An 18,632-nucleotide genomic window follows, 5' to 3' on the forward strand; every position below is an offset into this window, starting at 1 on the left:
TCGTGCACCTTGTCGATTTTATTTTTTTGATGTGACTAATAATTGACTTATATACCCTGAAACAATCAAAGTTACTACAGTACTTGCAACTACTAAAAGGAATATAATACTTCCCTTACTGAAAAGAAAAGACCCGTATTCCATGAGCCCTGTTGTCGAAGGGATTAAAAATAACGGTAAAAATACGATTAACTTTTCCGAACCTAATTCAAACCATTTTAACGGTAAAACGCGAGTGGAAAGGAGCAGGAACAGTATTAACATCCCTATTAAATTCCCCGGTATTGATAGATGGAATATTTCCTGAATCCACGTACCCACTAGGCTAAATACATATAGCACGCCTACTTGAAGTAAAAGCGTCACGTACTTCATTTCTTTCCCTCATTTCACTATCACACATCCATATTATGAAATCTCATTTAGCGTGTCGGCAAACCGTTTAATTCCAAGTTGAATTTGTTCTATATTCGCTCTACCAAACGTAAATCGTATATATTCATTTTTCGAACCTAAAACACTGCCCGGAACAAATGCGACACCATTCCGTATAGATTCACCTAATAAGTGATATTCATCAAACTTTCCTGTTACTTTACACCATACATGTATTCCACCCTCTGGCACGAAACATTCAACTCGTTCTCCCAATGTTCCTTCAAGCTCTGCAATTAATTCATCTCTTCTTTGCTTCAATTGTCCACGAAGTATCGTAATATGTGTATGGAAATCCTTTGATTCTAAAAATTGATTTGCTACCCACTGCGTAAATACACTATGGCCAAAATCAACTTGTTGCTTTGCATCTGCTAAACGCTCAATTACGCGTGTAGGACCAATTATCCATCCAATACGTAATCCTGATGCAACAATTTTTGATAATGAACTTATATAAAGAACATTTCCATTTTGGTCCATTGATTTTAATGTCGGGTTCACTTCTCCATTAAAAGAAATTAAACTATACGGATCATCTTCTACAATTGGTATACCGAACTCAGAAGACAGTTCTAAAATTTTTTTACGTCTCGCTAATGAAAGCACAGTACCCGTTGGATTTTGATAATCTGGATTCAAAAACACCATACGAATGCGATGCTTTTTGTGCAAATCGATTAAGTCATCTGGATTCATTCCATCCTTATCAACAGGTAAATGAAATATGTTTAAACCGGCCGATTTAAACATTGGGAGCGAAAAACAATACGAAGGATCTTCAATCGCAATCGCATCACCAGGTTTTAATAAACATTGAACGATAAGATTAAGCGCCTGTTGTGCTCCTGACGTAATAAGAATAGAGCTTGAATCTGCTTCAATTTGTTTATATTGCTGAACATGTGCTGCAATTGTTTTTCTCAACATCTCATTTCCAAGTGGATGGTCATAACCGAGGTTTTCCATAAATGTTTTCTCCGACAAAATTGTTCGAAATCTATCACTTGGAATTAATTCTGGTGACAGTTCACCGCTTGCTAAATTAATTAAATCATCTTTTTGTGTTTCCGTTCGAATTTGTTGAACGAGTGGTACGTTAGGTAAGAACGATCCATCCTCCACGTACCTACCCCAGTTCGGTATTCGTTTATGTGAGACACCCCATATGTCCGTATTGACCCGTGTTCCGCTTCCCTTTTGTCGTTCTACTACTCCAAGTGATTTTAATTCTTCATACGCAGCTACTATTGTACTCCGGTTCACCTGTAATTCCTTTGCTAACATACGCTCAGAAGGTAACTTACTATCAGAAGGAAATTCGCCTGAAGAAATGCCTCTTTCAATATAATCAGCAATTTGTTTATATACTGGTGTCTTATCTGCACGATTTGGTTTCCATTCCATATAGTTGCCCCTCTCAAAACAAACTAATCTCAATTTATTACTAACAGTATTCACTCTAAAAATAGTATTAATTAGTCACATCTTCTTATCCGCAAATAGATATATCCAAAATGGCTCTCTTTCTGATTACTCGATAGCTTCTAAAATTCCAACTTCATACTCTCATTTCAGTTCTTTTACAAACTATCAAATCATTACCGCATACCATGTTACCCCAATCAGTAGAACAAAAAGAAGAAGAATATAGATTGCAGATAAGTTTTTCACATTTCTTTTTGTAGACTTACCATAATTATCCTCCACGTTTCTTGCAACTAGTACAGTCCCAAATAGCGATACAATTACAATAATAACGACTAGTGAAATTGCAAAACTCATTGTCTTTTCACCTCTCTAAGCCCCATCAATTTTAATTAAAGAACTTACATAAAAACCTTCCTCTTTAAAACGTTGATAACATACTACCTTTCTTCTCTTATCATAATAGATGTTTGTAAAAAGCGGACCAACCACTTTCGTGTTTTTTTGCTCATCCACTTTAAAAATAAAAAGCAACTGGTCACTTAGGACCAGTTGCTTTTTTTACACGATAATTTTTCATTTAAAATTAATTCGATTTAAAAGTTTAGTCTTTTCATAATGAAACATCGACTGAGATAACTCGAAAATTGTTCCATTTACAAGATATACTGTATTTTCAATAAGAAGCGCCGGATCACCTTCATTTAATTCTAAAAGCTGTGCATTTTCTTTATTTACTTTTTCACAACTAATAACTTTATCAGCAAAACCAATATTTAATCGTAAATCTTCAATGAAATAACTGTATACAGAGCTTAATGCTATTTCTTCGTTCAAATATGGAATAATATCTTTTTTGAAATAATTTACTTCAATAGAGAATGGTTTAGCATCTACAATTCTTAAGCGCTTCAAAAAATGCAACCTAGTTCCAACTTCGCATTGCATTCGCTTTGCTATTTCTTCGTCCGCATCTATTACTTCAAGCTCTAACACTTTCGTTTCAATATTTTGTGAAACAAGATTTTTCGTTAATCCACGTAAACTTCCTAAATTAATGTAATCTGTTACAGAAGTTTCGCGTAAAAACATACCACTACCTTGTACTTGAAAAATATAACCTCTATTCACAAGCTGACTAATTACTTTACGTATCGTATTACGGCTTACTTCAAATCGATTCATCAACGCTTCTTCTGTAGGTAGTTTTTTCGTTTCATTAAAAAGCCCATCTCGAATGTTTTGCTCTAACACATCTGCAATTTGTTTATACTTTGCACTCATACACTTTCTCCTAAAATACTCTTTTATCTGTTATAACTCTTCCCCTCTCGTTTCGATCACACGTTTATACCAATGAAACGAAAGTTTCTTCTTACGTTTTAAGTTATCATTATGATCGACAAAAATAAAGCCATATTGCTTTTTATATCCATTTAACCAACTTAAAAGATCAATCACTGACCATGCATAATAACCTTTTAAGTTAATTCCCTCTTCAATTGCACGCTTCATTACTTTTAAATGCGCTTCAATAAATTTAATTCTCGGAACATCTACAATTTCTCCGTCAATGATTAGATCTTCATCACCAAGTCCATTTTCCGTTACATACATCTTTATGTCACCGTAACGCGCTTTCAACATATGCAATCCCTCTAAGAAACCTTCGGGAGATATTTCCCATCCCCATTTTGTATATGTTTTATCATCCATTTTAACTGTTCGATAAAAACCATCAAAAGAAGGATTACCTGGAGCAAGCGTTGAGTTTTCTCGAGAATGTTCCTCACTCTTTATATCCATATCGTATCTTTCTACTCGTATTGGTTGATAATAATTCAAACCAATAAAATCATTTTCTTCTGCATTTTGTTTAATAATTTCTAATTCTTCAACCGTCCAATTAGGAGTCCACCCTTTTTCCTTTAATTGTTGTACAACATAAGACGGATACTCACCTTTTAAAACTGGATCATAATACCAATACGTTTCATATTCATTCGCATGATTTTCTGCTTGTATATTTTCTTTTTGGTTATCCACACTATAAGCAGGTAAGAAAACATGTGTAATCCCAATCTCACCATATTGTTTCAACTGCTTGTATACCGCAACTGTTTTCGCATGTGCATAAAATACATAATGAGTCGCTTGAAAATACTTTGGAACATCATTTTGTATTCCTGGTGGATGTGCACCTTTTAAATAACCTAATCCACAAAACATTACTGTCTCATTAAAAGTAATCCAATGCTTAACTCTGTCACCAAATGCCTTAAAACAAGTTTCTGCATATTTTACGAAAGCCTCTGCTGTTCTTTTATTCGTCCATCCACCATCTTTTTCTAACGGTAATGGTAAATCCCAATGATATAAAGTGACAAACGGCACAATCCCGTATTTTAAACATTCATCAATTAAGTTGTTATAAAATTCAATCCCTTTTTCATTTACCTCTCCATCTCCAGTCGGCAATATTCTTGCCCAAGAAATAGAAAAACGATACGATTCTAATCCCATCTCAGCCATTAAGCGAACATCTTCCTTATATCGATGATAATGATCAACCGCTACATCACCATTTGTTCCATTGTATGTTTTGCCAGGAATTTTTGAAAACTCGTCCCAATTCGTAACACCTTTTCCATCTTCATTCCATGCACCTTCTACTTGATAAGAAGCTGAAGCAGCTCCGAATAAAAAATCATGTGGAAACCTCATAGTATATACCTCCATTTCATTACAACAAATTAAATTCAATGATACATATATAATTTATTGGTACAAATTTTATATGTATGATTATATCTTATGTTTTTATTTTTTTCTATTATAAAAGTACAATTTCTAATGTTGGTTATTGGAAAATAAAAAGAAGCGATATATTTTATCGCTTCTTACTCTCATCATCTTTATTCTTTTATTAATGACTTATTCGCTCTTATAACTTCTTGATACAATAATGGTGACCACTTTTCATTTATATAGTCTTGAATTACCCAGCCTACTCTCGCAGGATTCTTTTGTTTTATATGGTTTGCAATTTCAGGATTTATATAAGAGGCATAGTAATATGGACTATTCCATGCTGTACCACCAGAAGACAAGCTTGTAAAATTTATATATAGATGATTTAAATCCTCACTATTGTTCATCGTTTCATTCATCGTATCTTTAATAGATTTTACTTTCTCATCATAACTCACTTTATATTTATCTTGTACTGTTACATTTACATTTTGATTTACAGTTGTGGTAAACGTCTCATTATCTGGCCAATAAAAATTATTATATCCTCCAGATTCATTACTACCACTATATCTTTTTAGTAGTACAATTTTCCCACGAGCATCTCCAAGTTTTATATTTCCTTCTGTTTTTAAAAAGATAGGATCAACAAAATAATTTTTTTCAAACGTACTACTAAATGGACCTTCTGCCCCTTTCATATCCTCATACTCTTTTTTTAAAGACATAATAATCGTTTCACTCGGGTTATCTCTTAAAAATTGTTTCGCTTCGTTTATGAATTCATGCAGTGTTACATAAAGATATAATGGCCCATGATGAAGAACTATCGTATTATCATCTGTTAAACGTCCTCTTATATCAAAAATGCGAGCTCCATGGTCCATTTGATAGCGAAAATCATATTCTTGCGTCATTCCCCATACTTGCTTAATCGGATTTTGCAACTTGAACGTCCCACTATCGTGTGTTCCTGGAATTGAAATTCGTGCTAACGGGATACTATCAGGTATAGGTTGCATCCATTTTGATAAATTTTCAAGCTCATTAACAGAGCTAGCTGCAACTACTCTCTTATCATGTAAAGCAAATACAAATGTGATAAATATTGTACTACATATGAATAATTTCAAAATTAACTTCTTATTGCTCATTATTATCCCTCTCTTTTTCTGTTTTTACATCAAACTTATTGAATATAATATAAGCTAGTTCAGAAAAAATAAATAACATTTCATCAATATGAAATATTGCATAGAAGTAAAGTTAAAAAATCATTCACATATACTAAATTAGAAAAATTTAAAGGAACTTCATCTGAAGTTCCTTTTACTTATTTTATGTTCAATACGTATGAACCATCTTTATTCTCATATTTATAGACGTATAAATAATATTTACCTGGCTTTGCATTATAAGTTCCTTTAACTACATTGCCTTCATTTTCACCATATGCTACATAGTTATTTAAATCTAATTCATGATGAAGTACCCATGTCATTCCGATATTTTGTTCATTTAGTAAAGAAATATTAATATTTTCCGGCGAATCAATTTGGAAAGTAAATACATCTACTCTATCACTATTATGTAGCGTTCCTTTCACCGGTGTATGAAAGTTAACTTTATTTGCCTGTCTAGGCTCATTATTTGGTTCATTTTCTGTTACTTGTAATTCATTCCCACCGTTTGGTTTTCTTTGTTCATAGCCTAAGTTTACTAGTATAGACTTCAAATCTGGTAAAACACCAATTTTATCTGCATATGGATCTTTAGATTTTGTTCCTGTGCTCTGGTTACTTAATATTGCTCTTAGTTCACTTGGTCTATATGGTTGTCCTAAATTTTCTTTAGCAATGCTTTGTACTAAAGTCGCTGCCCCAGCAATAATTGGCGAAGCACTAGATGTTCCGCTAAAGCTTGAAGTATAAAGATTTACAGCACTTCTACTTTGCTCAGCTGTAGTTGTATCTACATTTTCTCCCCATCCGTACACATCAATACGGCTTCCATAATTCGAAAACCACATACGTTCATGAGGGAAAGATGAAGAGCCAGCTCCTACCATAATTGCACCCGAATCTTTAAAATCTTTACTATTACGATTTAAGACTTGCTTACCCTTTCTATCTTTGAACTCATCTAAATCATTCCACCCATTTGCTCCAGCCTCTATAATTACAATCCCTTTATCTGTACCAGCACGAATTGCATCAAAGATATCTGGTTGTACTTCAACAGGTAAATATTTATCACCATATCCATCGAAAGATGCTTGCGCCTCTAACAATAAAACATCCCCAGCTTCTAACTGATTTACAGCGCTTAATATTGCATCAGCCGTATTATACTGTCCATTATCTCTTATTTGAGAGATAACCTTTGCTTTCGCCTTTGGCGCAATCCCAATATTCCCAACTTCATTGTCCTCAGAGGATACAATTCCTAGTACAGACGTCCCATGACCGACATGCTGATCTATATTTCTTCCAGACATTAACTCAATTTTTTGATGTAATAAATCCTCATGATTTAATAACCATCCGTATTCCATATCAACAAAAGTGATACCATTTCCATTACCGCCTTGAATTCCCCAGGCGAAAGGCGCATTAATACCGTATGGGGCCGCTTCAAGATAACCTTGTTTTTTAAATCTAGGATTGTTACTAGGATTAAGAGCTACACTTGATGATTGCACTTCAGGTGGCATTATTTTCTCTTGTTTCTTCATATACGCATCTTCTATTAAAGAAGATGCCTTTAACTTATCTACTATTTCTTCTTCATACCCACTATTTTGATTTTGCAGAATATAGTAGTTTAATAAACTTGTAGATACATGATTAGGTGCTTTCACTTCAAGGTTTTGTATTTGTTCCGGGCTTACAGATGTGAATAAACGAGTAAATGTTACATCTGGATATTCTGTCAAAAGATCTTTTATTACTTTATCATTCGTTTGAGATTGTATTTGTTTTTCAATACCATCTTCATATGGCAAATCCAAATCCGCTTTAAATTTTACAATGATTTGCTTATCTGTTTCTTGTTCTATCCCTGATTTAATCTGCTGTTCTATAGAATCAGCATGTACACTATTAATAGTACCTCCTGTTCCTAAAAGTGTTGTAATGATTACAGTTGACGCACACATTTTTTGAAATATTTTCATTACATTAATCCTCCTATTAATAATTAATCATTATATTAATCTATAATGATTTTATTTCTATAACGTATTCCCTTTCTACTAAATAGATTATAGTAATCAGAAATATGAACTTCAATGTATTTTCATATGCAATATTTCATATTCGGACTCTACACTACACGAAGATGAAACTTATAGTGATTATTTATTTTATATGTGCTAATATACTTACATTAATATATTACGCATATATACATTTCAAACTACATTACTTAATAGTTTAACCTTAATTTTTTCTTAGGAGGATTTACAATGAAATTACTAAAACTAAAACATATAATCCCTTTATCTGCAGCTGCAATTACATTCGTATGTAGTCAAAGCACAGCTGAAGCTTCTACCATTCATACAGTAAAAAAGAACGATACACTTTGGGGCATTAGTAAACAATACGGAGTTTCAATACAATCCATTAAACAGGCTAATAATAAAGGAAACGATCAAACCTTTATTGGCGAACAGTTACATATTCCAGGGTCCGTGAAATCAAATGAAATCACTGTTCCTCAAAACACCAAGCCAGCCAACATTTCTGGACAAATTATTTATCAAGTACAACCGGGAGATTCATTAGAAACGATAGCAAGGCGTTACAATGTCACTGTCCAATCTATAAAACAAATGAACAATACAGTCGGAAACAAGCTTTATACAGGACAACATTTAAAAATCAACTCAAGCATTTCACAAAAAGAAAAAGACTTAATGGCACGCTTAGTTACCGCTGAAGCAGGTGGCGAATCCTATAAAGGAAAAGTAGCAGTAGCGAAAGTTATACTAAATCGTGTAAATGCAAAAGGTTTTCCAAATACAATAACAGGCGTTATTTATGAACCTATTAAATACGGATATGCATTTACTCCTGTTACAGATGGAAGAATTAATCAGCCTGCAAGCGCAGAAGCAAAAATGGCTGTAGAAGAGGCTATCTCCACAAATGGAGTACATTCTGACTGGCTTTATTTCTACAATCCAAAAACATCAACAGACAAGTGGATTACGACACGTCAAACAGTAGCAGTAATTGGTAACCATGTATTTGCTAAATAAGATTTAAAATCATTAACAGACCTCTTCACTTAAAAGGTCTGTTTTTTTCTATGTAAGATGTTATTAATCATATGACATAGTTATTTTTTAAACTGTTTCTTCTTTCAAATAAAAATTTTTGTATTTACTCCACCACTCGTAGAAATTAATAAAGCATCAAGTTCAAAAACTCCCACTTTATTAATAAAAGCTATTTCTTAACTTCATAAAATTGTTATACACTAGAAAAATAAAAAACAAACTATTCGTTAGCAGGTGGAAGAATATGTATGATGTTACGATTATCGGCGCTGGAGTAAGTAGCATTTTTATGGCTTATTCACTAGCTAAAAGTAACAAAAAAGTTTTAATTCTTGATAAAGGTAAAGCGCTAGAAGATCGCCATTGTCCTTTAGACGAAGGAAAAGTGTGTAATTGTACTACATGTGATAAATATTTCGGGTTTGGTGGTTTAGGAAAATCTGAAGGGAAATTTAATTATACAAACGGATTTGGCGGAGAACTTGAGAAAAAAGTCGGTAAAGAGGGTTTTATACAACTCATGGCTGAAGTAGATGAAATTCTATGTCAGTTTGGTGGAAGTTCGGTTTCAAAATATTCTACTGAAAATTCAAGTCTCACTAAGAGAGCTGAAGCGTGTGGTTTACAAATGCTAACAACAGAAGTAAGACATCTTGGTACTACACTTTCCAGTAACATTTTTCAGCAGCTCTATGAATTTTTACTGACGAAAATAAAGATCCAATTTCATATAGATGTACAACATATTCTGAAACAGGAAGATCATTTTACAATAGAGACAAATCAAGGAACAGTTCAAACTAAGCAACTTGTATTTGCAACTGGGCGCTCTGGGGCCGATTGGTTAAAAGAAATATGCAGTTCCCTAAATATTTCTCAGGAGCAAACACGTGTAGATTTAGGAATTAGAGTAGAAATGAAAGAACATCAATTACGTTCTATATTAAAAGATACTTTTGAAACAAAACTTTCTTATCAAGGTGAGCATTTCACAGCAACTACTTACTGTATGAATCCACAAGGCCGCATCATTCGAAAGTACGAAGAAGGTTTAGTTATGCCTGACGGTCAAAATTTTCGAGAACAAGGAACTGGCACTTCTAACTTAAATTTCACTTTATTTATTCCTCGCTATTTTCCTACTCTCAAAGAAGCAAATGTATACGCAAGTTCAATTATTGAAGGCATTAACCAAGGGCGAGATCGGATTGTTATACAGCGCTTAGAGGACTTACTAAAGAAACAACCTACGGTGGAAAACAGCATGGAGCATAATCGTATACACCCTACACTACAGGGGGATTATGGAGATTTGAATCAAGAAATCCCTCAATTATATATTGAAGGGCTCAAAGAGTTTTTATTACGCTTAGAACAATTTATACAAGAACCGATTGATAAAGATACTTTGTTATATGGAATTGACGGAAAGTTCTATGCTCCTACGATAAAACTCAATAACTATTTTGAAACAAGTGTGCATGGGCTATTTTTAATTGGAGATTGTTCAGGCGTTACGCATTCATTATCTCAAGCAGCTGCAAGTGGTCTGTATGTTGGAAAGTACTTATCTGACATTTAATTTCTATCATTAAGATTCTAGTCAAATATTCCTAATTTCAAAACACTTTACTCATATATATTAAAAGTATATTAATAAGCCCCCTATCCTTCCCGGCTAATGATTAACCGACAAAAAATCAGGATTTTACAAAATACATATGTAATATAACTGTATATTTAAAATGATTGGCATTCAATTCTAATGAATTGAATGTCAACAGTTTTAAAAGTCTCTATCCATTTTCACTTTCATTTGTTCGATATTTTGTAACATCATCATAGTGTTTAATATGGTAGGATGTCTATAAGTCAATTTCACTACAACTATGACTTTTTCTGCCTGTTTCTCAAAAAAGAGTTATATTTATGCTACTACGCTTTAAAAATCCCCATTGTATATATATGAATACTTCAAATTATTCCCTTTAGAAAACAAAGTCTAAATGGTTCATTACAGTCTAATAGTTATAAAAACATAATATATAACTTTAGTTAAATAAATTATATAAAGAAGGTGTAAAAATGAAGAACAAAATAAATTTACAAATGCAAAATATAAGTTTTGTTATAATAATGGCTTTAGCAGTATGGTTAAAAACATATCTTATTACGCGATTCAGTTTTGATTTAAAAATCGAGTCTTCAACGCAAGAGCTCATTTTGTTTATTAGCCCTCTAGCCGCATCATTAGCATTTGTTGGATTAGCATTATTTGCAACTGGTGAAAAGCGAAATTATATAGCGCTCTGTATTAATTTCTTATTAACAATCGTGCTTGTTGGAAATGTAATGTTCTATGATTTTTATAGTGATTTCGTTACATTACCAGTACTTGGACAAACCTCAAACTTTGGCCAATTAGGCGGCAGTATTATAGAAATATTAAACTACAAAATTATACTCGCATTCGTAGACATTGTTTTCTTCTTTATTTTATTAAAAAAGAAATCATTGGTCTTTAAAACAGAACGTGTAACTCATTCTACGCGCTTGTTATACTTTCTTTTAGCGATTGGTGTATTCTTTGCGAATCTACATCTTGCAGAAAAAGAGCGCCCTGAATTATTAACAAGATCATTCGACCGAGTCATGCTTGTCAAAAATTTAGGCTTATATACTCACCAAGTATATGACTTAACACTGCAAGTAAAAGCTGGGTCACAAAAAGCACTTGCTGATAGTAGTAAATTACAAGAAACTGAAAACTACGTAAAAGCAAATCAAAGCGAGCCAAACCCTAATATGTTTGGTGCAGCGAAAGGAAAAAACGTAATTGTCGTCACTCTTGAATCCTTGCAGACCTTCTTAATAGGCGCATCAGTGAACGGGCAAGAAGTTACACCATTCCTAAATGAATTCATAAATGAAAGTTATTACTTTGATAACTTTTTCCATCAAACTGGTCAAGGGAAAACATCCGATTCAGAATTTCTAATCGATACGTCATTGTATCCATTAAATCGAGGAGCTGTATTCTTCACACACGGTAACAATGATTATACTGCAACTCCAGAAATTTTACGTCAGCAAGGTTATTTCACTTCTGTATTCCATGCGAATAACGCAACATTTTGGAATCGTAATATCATGTACTCTGCTCTTGGTTATGATCGTTACTATAATGAGCTTGATTACAAAATTACACCAGAAACAAATTTAAATTGGGGATTAAAAGATATCGAATACTTTGATCAATCAGTAGATATATTAAAAACTGTTAATCAACCATTCTATGCTCGTTTCCTTACTTTAACAAACCATTATCCATTTACGTATGATGAAGATACAAAATTCATTGAACCATACAACTCTGGTAATGGCGTATTTGATCGTTACATCGTAACAGCACGTTACTTAGACGAATCCATTAAAAAATTTATTGAACGTCTAAAGGCCGAGGGGCTTTACGATAATTCTATTATTGTGTTATACGGTGATCATTATGGAATTTCCGAAAAACATAATCGTGCAATGGCACAGTTTTTAGAAAAAGATCAAATAACAGAATTTGATACTTTAAATTTACAACGTACACCTTTATATATTCATATTCCTGGACAAACAGAAGGTCAAACTATTTCAAAGCCTACGGGACAAATCGATATGAAACCTACGATTCTAAATTTATTAGGTGTTGATTCTACGAATGATATCCGTTTTGGCCATGATATGTTTTCAGATGAATATACTGGCTTTGTTGTTTTACGTGATGGTAGCTTCGTTACAGATAAGTATGCATACAAAAACAACACTTTCTACGACCGTATAACAGGTGAAATTGTAGATTTACCAAAAAAAGAAGCTCAAGCCCTCATTAAACGTGCACAAAATGAATTACGAATGTCTGACAAAATTATTGAAGGCGATTTATTACGTTTCTCAGAAAGCAATAAAATTAAAACTGGCGAAGTACAAACTAAAATTAAAGAAACAGAAAAATAATCTATATGAAAAAGGAGCAACTTATTACAGTTGCTCCCTTTTACTTTTATTCTACACTTGTTTCTAAAGCTACATCTGTATAGGTATTATCATCACCTATATTTAAAATTACTTCACATTGACGCAATCTCAATTCAAAGAGCATGATAGAATCATGATAAACTTCAGGATTTGATTTCATTTTATGTAACATCTCTTGTTTTTCTTGTATTTCTAATTGCGTATTTTCTACAGCTTGCTTTAAGGAGTTAAATGGATTCCTAAAGAATATATGAATATCCCTCTCTTGTGTGTTTTCAAACAGCTCAAATTGCAAGAAAAATTTCTTCATAATAGAAGCCGTTACTTCAGTATAATCTTCATTTTCTACATACTGTTTATATTTGTTATATAGCATAGATTTATTTTTAGGAAGAACTCCAAATAATTTACCGGCACTTTTTAGTAAAAATTGTGCTGGCGTAAATCGACGTAAAATATTTACTTCATCCATTTGTATTCTAGTCGTCATCCTGTCAGTATCTCTGCGCCAGTCATCAAGCACTTTAAAGTCACATTCTAACTGTATTTTATTTTCTCCAAATAGTGAATTAAGCCCTTCACTAAGTTCTTCTAAATACGTTTGACTTTGAAGAAGCTCATTATTAGAAGTTGCAATCCAATTTTGCATAGAAAGAGCAAGATTAGGTAATACAGTTTGTTCTAAATATTTATGCACTCTTTCATTCATTGCTTTATTTAGTTCCGTATCCATGTGCCCGAAATCACTTTCTTCACTAATTAAATTAGAACAGCTCTTTAATATCTTCGGAATATTTTCGGTAAGATCATTTGTAATTTCAGTCTTCATTGAACGATATGATTGTGTAATGAAATGAATTTTTTCCCTTTCAAATGCAGTAAGGTTATTAATGCTACCGTTTAGTTTCACTAGCATATCTTCATTCCAATTAATAGCATCCACCAGGTTATTTTCTTTCTCAACACGTTTCTCCAAAAGATATGTAATTGTTTTTCGAATGAAAAATAATAACTTTTCAGTACGTTCTGCATCGATATTTTTATGATTAAAGTTAAAATGAATAAACTCGATTAAACCATTTAATTGTTGACTACTTGTATATAACGAGGAATAAGGGAAAATTCTCGCATACGGAAAATATGTATTTATTCTCGTTGCCGTATCATGTAATACCCTTTTCACTTCTGCTTCACTGTAAATGTTATCGATTTTATTTAATAAGAAATGAATTTGTAAATTTGGCGTATGTTCTTGAATACTTAATAGAATGTCACGTTCTTTATCAGTAAAAGGTGAATCCGCATTCAATACGAACAGTAATTCGTCTACAGAATTTAAATATTCGAATATCTCATCTCTAGTGTCGTTATTTCTATTAAAGCCAGGTGTCACTACAAATGTAAGTTTATTTTCATTTAAAAATCTGCATGGTAATTTAAATTCAACACACGCTCTATCTCTATATGTTTGATGGTGCTGAGACATCATATTATGGTAATCAGTGATATCTTCCGTTGTTGTAATTGCTGAGTCTGTTATAGCGTTTATTTCTATATGAGCATCATTTTTTAAAACTACTACATTTGAAATTGATTTTTCTAATATATTTTCTCCTAATATAGAGTTAATAAATGTAGTTTTTCCGTTCCCTGAAGTTCCCGTTACTAAAATACGATTTGTTCTTAAATCTGCGAGCTCGTCAACTAACCATTTAAATCGGTGACCTATTTCTATATTCTGCTTTTGTGCCCACTGTGTAATAGATTCAAAAAGGTGTAAGCTGTACTCTAAGCCATTTACATGATTAATAGAATGTGACAGTAAGTTTTCCGCATGTTCTATATTTGCTGAATCTATTTTGGAAGGGAAAATCTCATCCCATGCCAATACAGCTGCAGATGGAAATACAGCATAAGATGGATTGACTACCTTTAACCAGTTTGCTAACAGATTTGGTATGATATCGTCTAATTGTCTAAGCGTATATTGACCTTGAATTAATGTAAAGTACGTTTCTTCGTAAAGAGCAGAAACTTTGTTCCATATATCGGACGAATGTATTTCAATATGTAAGAAAAATTCATTTATTGTATTAAGCCATAATAAATAATTTGGTTCATCTTTATAACTGTTCCAAAGTGATGAAACCATTTGTGTAAATTGTACTTGATCTACATTATTTAATGTAGCTAATGCATCATAAAAATAGTCTGGTGAAATATGTTTAGTAAACCCTTTATCGATATATCCTTTTAACACCTCAAACCACGGATACGACTCTATTCGAATTAACTCATTCACAGCAAGCTCTACTGCACTATCAAAATCTTGCTGTTCCTCATAAAAGGAACGGGCAATTTTTGTGACATTCGGATAATCAGGATTTAAAGAAACTGCTTCTTTAATAACACCGAAAGCTGAGTCAAAATTATTTTGCTCAATGTAAAGAGAAAGTAATTGTAGTCTAATTTCGGTCATCAATATTTTATTATCAGTAGTAATGGAAGTATAAATATTTTCAGCATATGGTAATTGATTAAGTTCGAAATAAGCATCCGCAATATTTTTTTGTGCCCATGGTGCTAATTCATTACTAACCTTCTCCCATTTAAAAATAGCTGCTTCAAAATCTTGATGACGATAATAAAATTCACCTTGTGCAAAACGAATATAAGACCCATCAGAAATCTCATTTTTTTCTTCGTTTACATAAGCTTGTCCAAGTACGTCAAGAGTTGGTTTTGTTTCATTCTCCATTAGAAATGTTTCATAATACATCTTTTTTATTAATTGTTTTTCTAATCTCATCTTTTCCCCCACTATATCTTGAAAATAAATTTTTAAGATATGTCAATGCTTTTTGTATGTATGCTTTTTATCTTAACAAAGAATATCTTTTGGAAAATTTCATTTTCCTTTCATTTTTCAAGTTAGATTGAATTTTTATGAGAAAAGTTTCAGTTTTTTTTCAATTCCCTTTCAGTTATGAAACAGCATTAAATGTTCCTAATAACCTAATAACACTATAATATTCCACATTATATTATCAGGAAAACCCCATATAAACCATATTATAAAAACAATCTATAATGAATTTATATGCACAATTCACTGTGCTGTTAAACAAAAAAATAACAATAGGAGCCAACATCTATTCATACCATTTCTTTCTCAAATTGTTTTCCTTTAAAATGTTTCATTAGTTATGTAATTAAATTCCATTAACCTATATAAATAACTAGTCCAAAAAATATCTATATGCATATCATGTTATAGTAAAGAATTTAGGAGATCCTAAAAGGAGGCATTTTCATGTTTGAAGATAAATCTAAAATAAATTACCCATATGAATTTACTGAAACTACAACAGTTCCTCTAAAGAACCCCATTGACAAAAAATTCAAAAACGGCACAGGTACACATAACTTCCCAATTAAGAAGCACTATAAAGAGCAAGTTCTATACACTGAAAAAATTAATAATAATAAAAATAAGTAATTGTATAGATCCTTATGACAATTAGCTAAATAAGAAGCAACATTTGGCCATGCATAGTTATTTAGTTAGTAATGATACAATTCATGCACCTTTTAAAAAGTGCTGTATACAGCGCTTTTTTATACATAGATAAATTTAAGTTAACGCAACCAAGAAATACAATACAAAATTACTCCACCATATTCTCGTTTAACAATTAAATCTACATATTAAAAGGGAGCAACAGTAAATGTTACTCCCTTTTGAAATGTAATCTATTCACTCTACATAACCCTCTTAAACATCTTCTCCAACTCATAAGTAGAATGATGCACAAGAATTGGTCTTCCGTGCGGGCATGTGTACGGGTTTGTTGTTGTACGTAGTTCTTCCAGTAAAGCAAATATTTGATCGTTCGTTAAGTATTGATTCGCTTTAATGGATGCTTTACAGCTCATCATGATGGCTGCTTCTTCACGTAACTTTTTAATATCGACTTTTTTTAGTTTAACAACTTGCTCCATCATTTCATCGATGATTTCTGTTTCTTGTCCTTTCGGGAACCATGTTGGATGCGAGCGGACGATAAAGGATTGATGGCCGAATTGTTCTAAAAATAGCCCAACTTTTTTTAGTTCTTCTAACTGTTCTTCGACACGTAAAAATTCAGTAAGAGATAGATCAATACGGTACGGTACAAGTAACTCTTGTACTTCTTGCGCTACCCTTCCTACTTTATCACGGAAGTATTCATAATTAATACGTTCCTGCGCGGCATGCTGGTCAATCATATATAAGCCTTTATCATTTTGAGCGAAAATATATGTTCCATGCATTTGTCCAATTGGATAAAGCGGTGGTAAGTCATTCCCGTTCATTTCAATCTCTTTTATTTCCCGAACTTCTTCTTCTAATTCCTCTAGTTCAAAATCCTCTTCATTACTGTCCCACGATTTCTCTTCTTGAATTGGTTCTTCGATTATCGGTTTAGTGGATGGTTGCCAACTTTGTTCTTCTCTTATGAGCGACTGTGGTGGTTGCCATTCTTGTTTCGGCGGTTGCCACAGTTGTGGTGGTTGTTTCACAGCCTGCGGTTCTTCTTGTTTTGCATCCATGCCAGTTGGTAAAACAATGTCCGGCATAGATGGTTCTTTCGGCTTCGCATGCTCAAACTGGAACTGTTCTTGCACACTTTCGTCTTTTTCTTTTTTCTTCGTTGTTACACCTGCATCTGGAATAAGCTGTATTTTTTTAAATGCAGCTTGCAATATTTCTTCGATCAGCTTTAGCAATTCTTGTTCTTTACTAAAACGAACTTCTAACTTCGCTGGATGTACGTTAACGTCAACTAGCATTGGATCCATTTCAATCGATAAGAAACCAATTGGATACCGGCCAACTGGCAGTAATGTATGGTATCCTTGCTGAATTGCTTTCATTAATACAAAGTTTCGAACGTAACGACCATTTACAATCGTTGACATATAATTACGAGATGCTCTCGTTACTTCTGGTAATGTTACATAGCCTTTAATTGTAAAGTCTAAAGATTCGGCTTCAATTGGAACAAGCTTCTTCGCAACTTGAATACTGTAAATCGATGCAAGTACTTGTCTTACATCACCGTTACCTGACGTATGAAGCAATTTCTTTTCATTATGAAATAGTTTTAACGATACTTCTGGATGTGACATTGCAATACGATACACGATATCTGTAATATTTCCGAGCTCTGTATGAATGGTTTTCATATATTTAAGACGTGCTGGTGTATTAAAGAATAAGTTTTGTACTGTAATATCTGTTCCTTTTCGGCTCGCAGTCTTCTCTTGCTTTATAATGTCTCCACCTTTAATAATAAGGTGTGTACCAGGCGCATCACCTGTGCTAGTAATTAATTCTAATTCACTAACTGAGGCAATACTTGGCAATGCCTCACCGCGGAAACCGAGTGTTCTTATGCGGAACAGATCGTTTTCATCTTTAATTTTACTCGTTGCATGGCGTTCAAAAGCGACGATACAGTCTTCTTCTGCAATACCATCACCATTATCAATGATACGAATTTTCGATAACCCAGCTTCTTCTAAGTGGATTTCAATAGATGTACTATTCGCATCGATAGAATTTTCCACAAGTTCTTTTACGACTGAAGCAGGGCGCTCTACTACTTCCCCTGCCGCAATTAAGTTAGAGAGTTGGTCATCGAGTTTGCGAATTTTCCCCATC

At 33.0% G+C, this 18,632-nt stretch carries 13 protein-coding genes; 4 read left to right on the forward strand and 9 right to left on the reverse strand.

What is annotated here, in order from left to right; all coding sequences use genetic code 11:
• Nucleotides 1-18: 18 nt before the first annotated feature.
• The 7 genes from NST27_RS18325 to NST27_RS18355 all read right to left on the reverse strand — a co-directional run bounded on the left by NST27_RS18325 (nucleotide 19) and on the right by NST27_RS18355 (nucleotide 7,789).
• Nucleotides 19-375, reverse strand: coding sequence for a CidA/LrgA family holin-like protein (locus tag NST27_RS18325; protein ID WP_000878485.1), 357 nt, complete (start codon nucleotides 373-375; stop codon nucleotides 19-21).
• A 33-nt stretch (nucleotides 376-408) separates the two neighbouring features.
• Nucleotides 409-1,842, reverse strand: coding sequence for a MocR-like pyridoxine biosynthesis transcription factor PdxR (gene pdxR / locus NST27_RS18330; RefSeq protein ID WP_000454968.1), 1,434 nt, complete (start codon nucleotides 1,840-1,842; stop codon nucleotides 409-411).
• A gap of 186 nt (nucleotides 1,843-2,028) precedes the next feature.
• Nucleotides 2,029-2,220, reverse strand: coding sequence for a hypothetical protein (locus NST27_RS18335; protein WP_000006451.1), 192 nt, complete (start codon nucleotides 2,218-2,220; stop codon nucleotides 2,029-2,031).
• Nucleotides 2,221-2,439: 219 nt separating this feature from the next.
• Nucleotides 2,440-3,147 carry a GntR family transcriptional regulator gene (locus NST27_RS18340; RefSeq protein ID WP_001274917.1) on the reverse strand — a complete coding sequence of 236 codons (708 nt, stop codon included), beginning with the start codon at nucleotides 3,145-3,147 and terminating at the stop codon, nucleotides 2,440-2,442.
• A gap of 30 nt (nucleotides 3,148-3,177) precedes the next feature.
• Nucleotides 3,178-4,587, reverse strand: a complete 1,410-nt coding sequence (locus NST27_RS18345; RefSeq protein WP_001212117.1) for a glycoside hydrolase family 1 protein — start codon at nucleotides 4,585-4,587, stop codon at nucleotides 3,178-3,180.
• Between the two features lie 191 nt (nucleotides 4,588-4,778).
• Nucleotides 4,779-5,768: a phosphatidylinositol diacylglycerol-lyase gene (gene plcA / locus NST27_RS18350; protein ID WP_000066293.1), complete on the reverse strand. Its 990-nt coding sequence runs from the start codon at nucleotides 5,766-5,768 to the stop codon at nucleotides 4,779-4,781.
• A 179-nt stretch (nucleotides 5,769-5,947) separates the two neighbouring features.
• Nucleotides 5,948-7,789 carry a S8 family peptidase gene (locus tag NST27_RS18355; RefSeq protein ID WP_000689190.1) on the reverse strand — a complete coding sequence of 614 codons (1,842 nt, stop codon included), beginning with the start codon at nucleotides 7,787-7,789 and terminating at the stop codon, nucleotides 5,948-5,950.
• Nucleotides 7,790-8,080: 291 nt separating this feature from the next.
• Here NST27_RS18355 and NST27_RS18360 point away from each other — a divergent pair, with 291 nt between their 5' ends.
• From NST27_RS18360 to NST27_RS18370, 3 genes are all read left to right on the forward strand, one after another.
• Nucleotides 8,081-8,878, forward strand: a complete 798-nt coding sequence (locus NST27_RS18360; protein ID WP_000771177.1) for a cell wall hydrolase — start codon at nucleotides 8,081-8,083, stop codon at nucleotides 8,876-8,878.
• Between the two features lie 265 nt (nucleotides 8,879-9,143).
• The gene (locus NST27_RS18365) at nucleotides 9,144-10,481 is read left to right on the forward strand and encodes an NAD(P)/FAD-dependent oxidoreductase (RefSeq protein ID WP_000272402.1); all 1,338 of its coding nucleotides are present in this window, start codon (nucleotides 9,144-9,146) and stop codon (nucleotides 10,479-10,481) included.
• Nucleotides 10,482-10,984: 503 nt separating this feature from the next.
• Nucleotides 10,985-12,904 carry an LTA synthase family protein gene (locus tag NST27_RS18370; RefSeq protein WP_000791024.1) on the forward strand — a complete coding sequence of 640 codons (1,920 nt, stop codon included), beginning with the start codon at nucleotides 10,985-10,987 and terminating at the stop codon, nucleotides 12,902-12,904.
• 46 nt (nucleotides 12,905-12,950) lie between these two features.
• Here NST27_RS18370 and NST27_RS18375 read toward each other — a convergent pair whose 3' ends face one another.
• Nucleotides 12,951-15,734 carry a dynamin family protein gene (locus NST27_RS18375; protein ID WP_001235304.1) on the reverse strand — a complete coding sequence of 928 codons (2,784 nt, stop codon included), beginning with the start codon at nucleotides 15,732-15,734 and terminating at the stop codon, nucleotides 12,951-12,953.
• A 504-nt stretch (nucleotides 15,735-16,238) separates the two neighbouring features.
• Between NST27_RS18375 and NST27_RS18380 the strand changes: the two genes are divergently transcribed.
• Nucleotides 16,239-16,424, forward strand: a complete 186-nt coding sequence (locus NST27_RS18380) for a hypothetical protein (RefSeq protein ID WP_000461138.1) — start codon at nucleotides 16,239-16,241, stop codon at nucleotides 16,422-16,424.
• Nucleotides 16,425-16,687: 263 nt separating this feature from the next.
• On the opposite strand, the gene mutL is transcribed toward NST27_RS18380, so the two are convergent.
• The gene (gene mutL / locus NST27_RS18385) at nucleotides 16,688-18,631 is read right to left on the reverse strand and encodes a DNA mismatch repair endonuclease MutL (RefSeq protein WP_047386682.1); all 1,944 of its coding nucleotides are present in this window, start codon (nucleotides 18,629-18,631) and stop codon (nucleotides 16,688-16,690) included.
• Nucleotide 18,632 lies beyond the last annotated feature (1 nt).

Source organism: Bacillus sp. FSL W8-0770, from assembly GCF_038008705.1.
GTDB lineage: Bacteria > Bacillota > Bacilli > Bacillales > Bacillaceae_G > Bacillus_A > Bacillus_A cereus.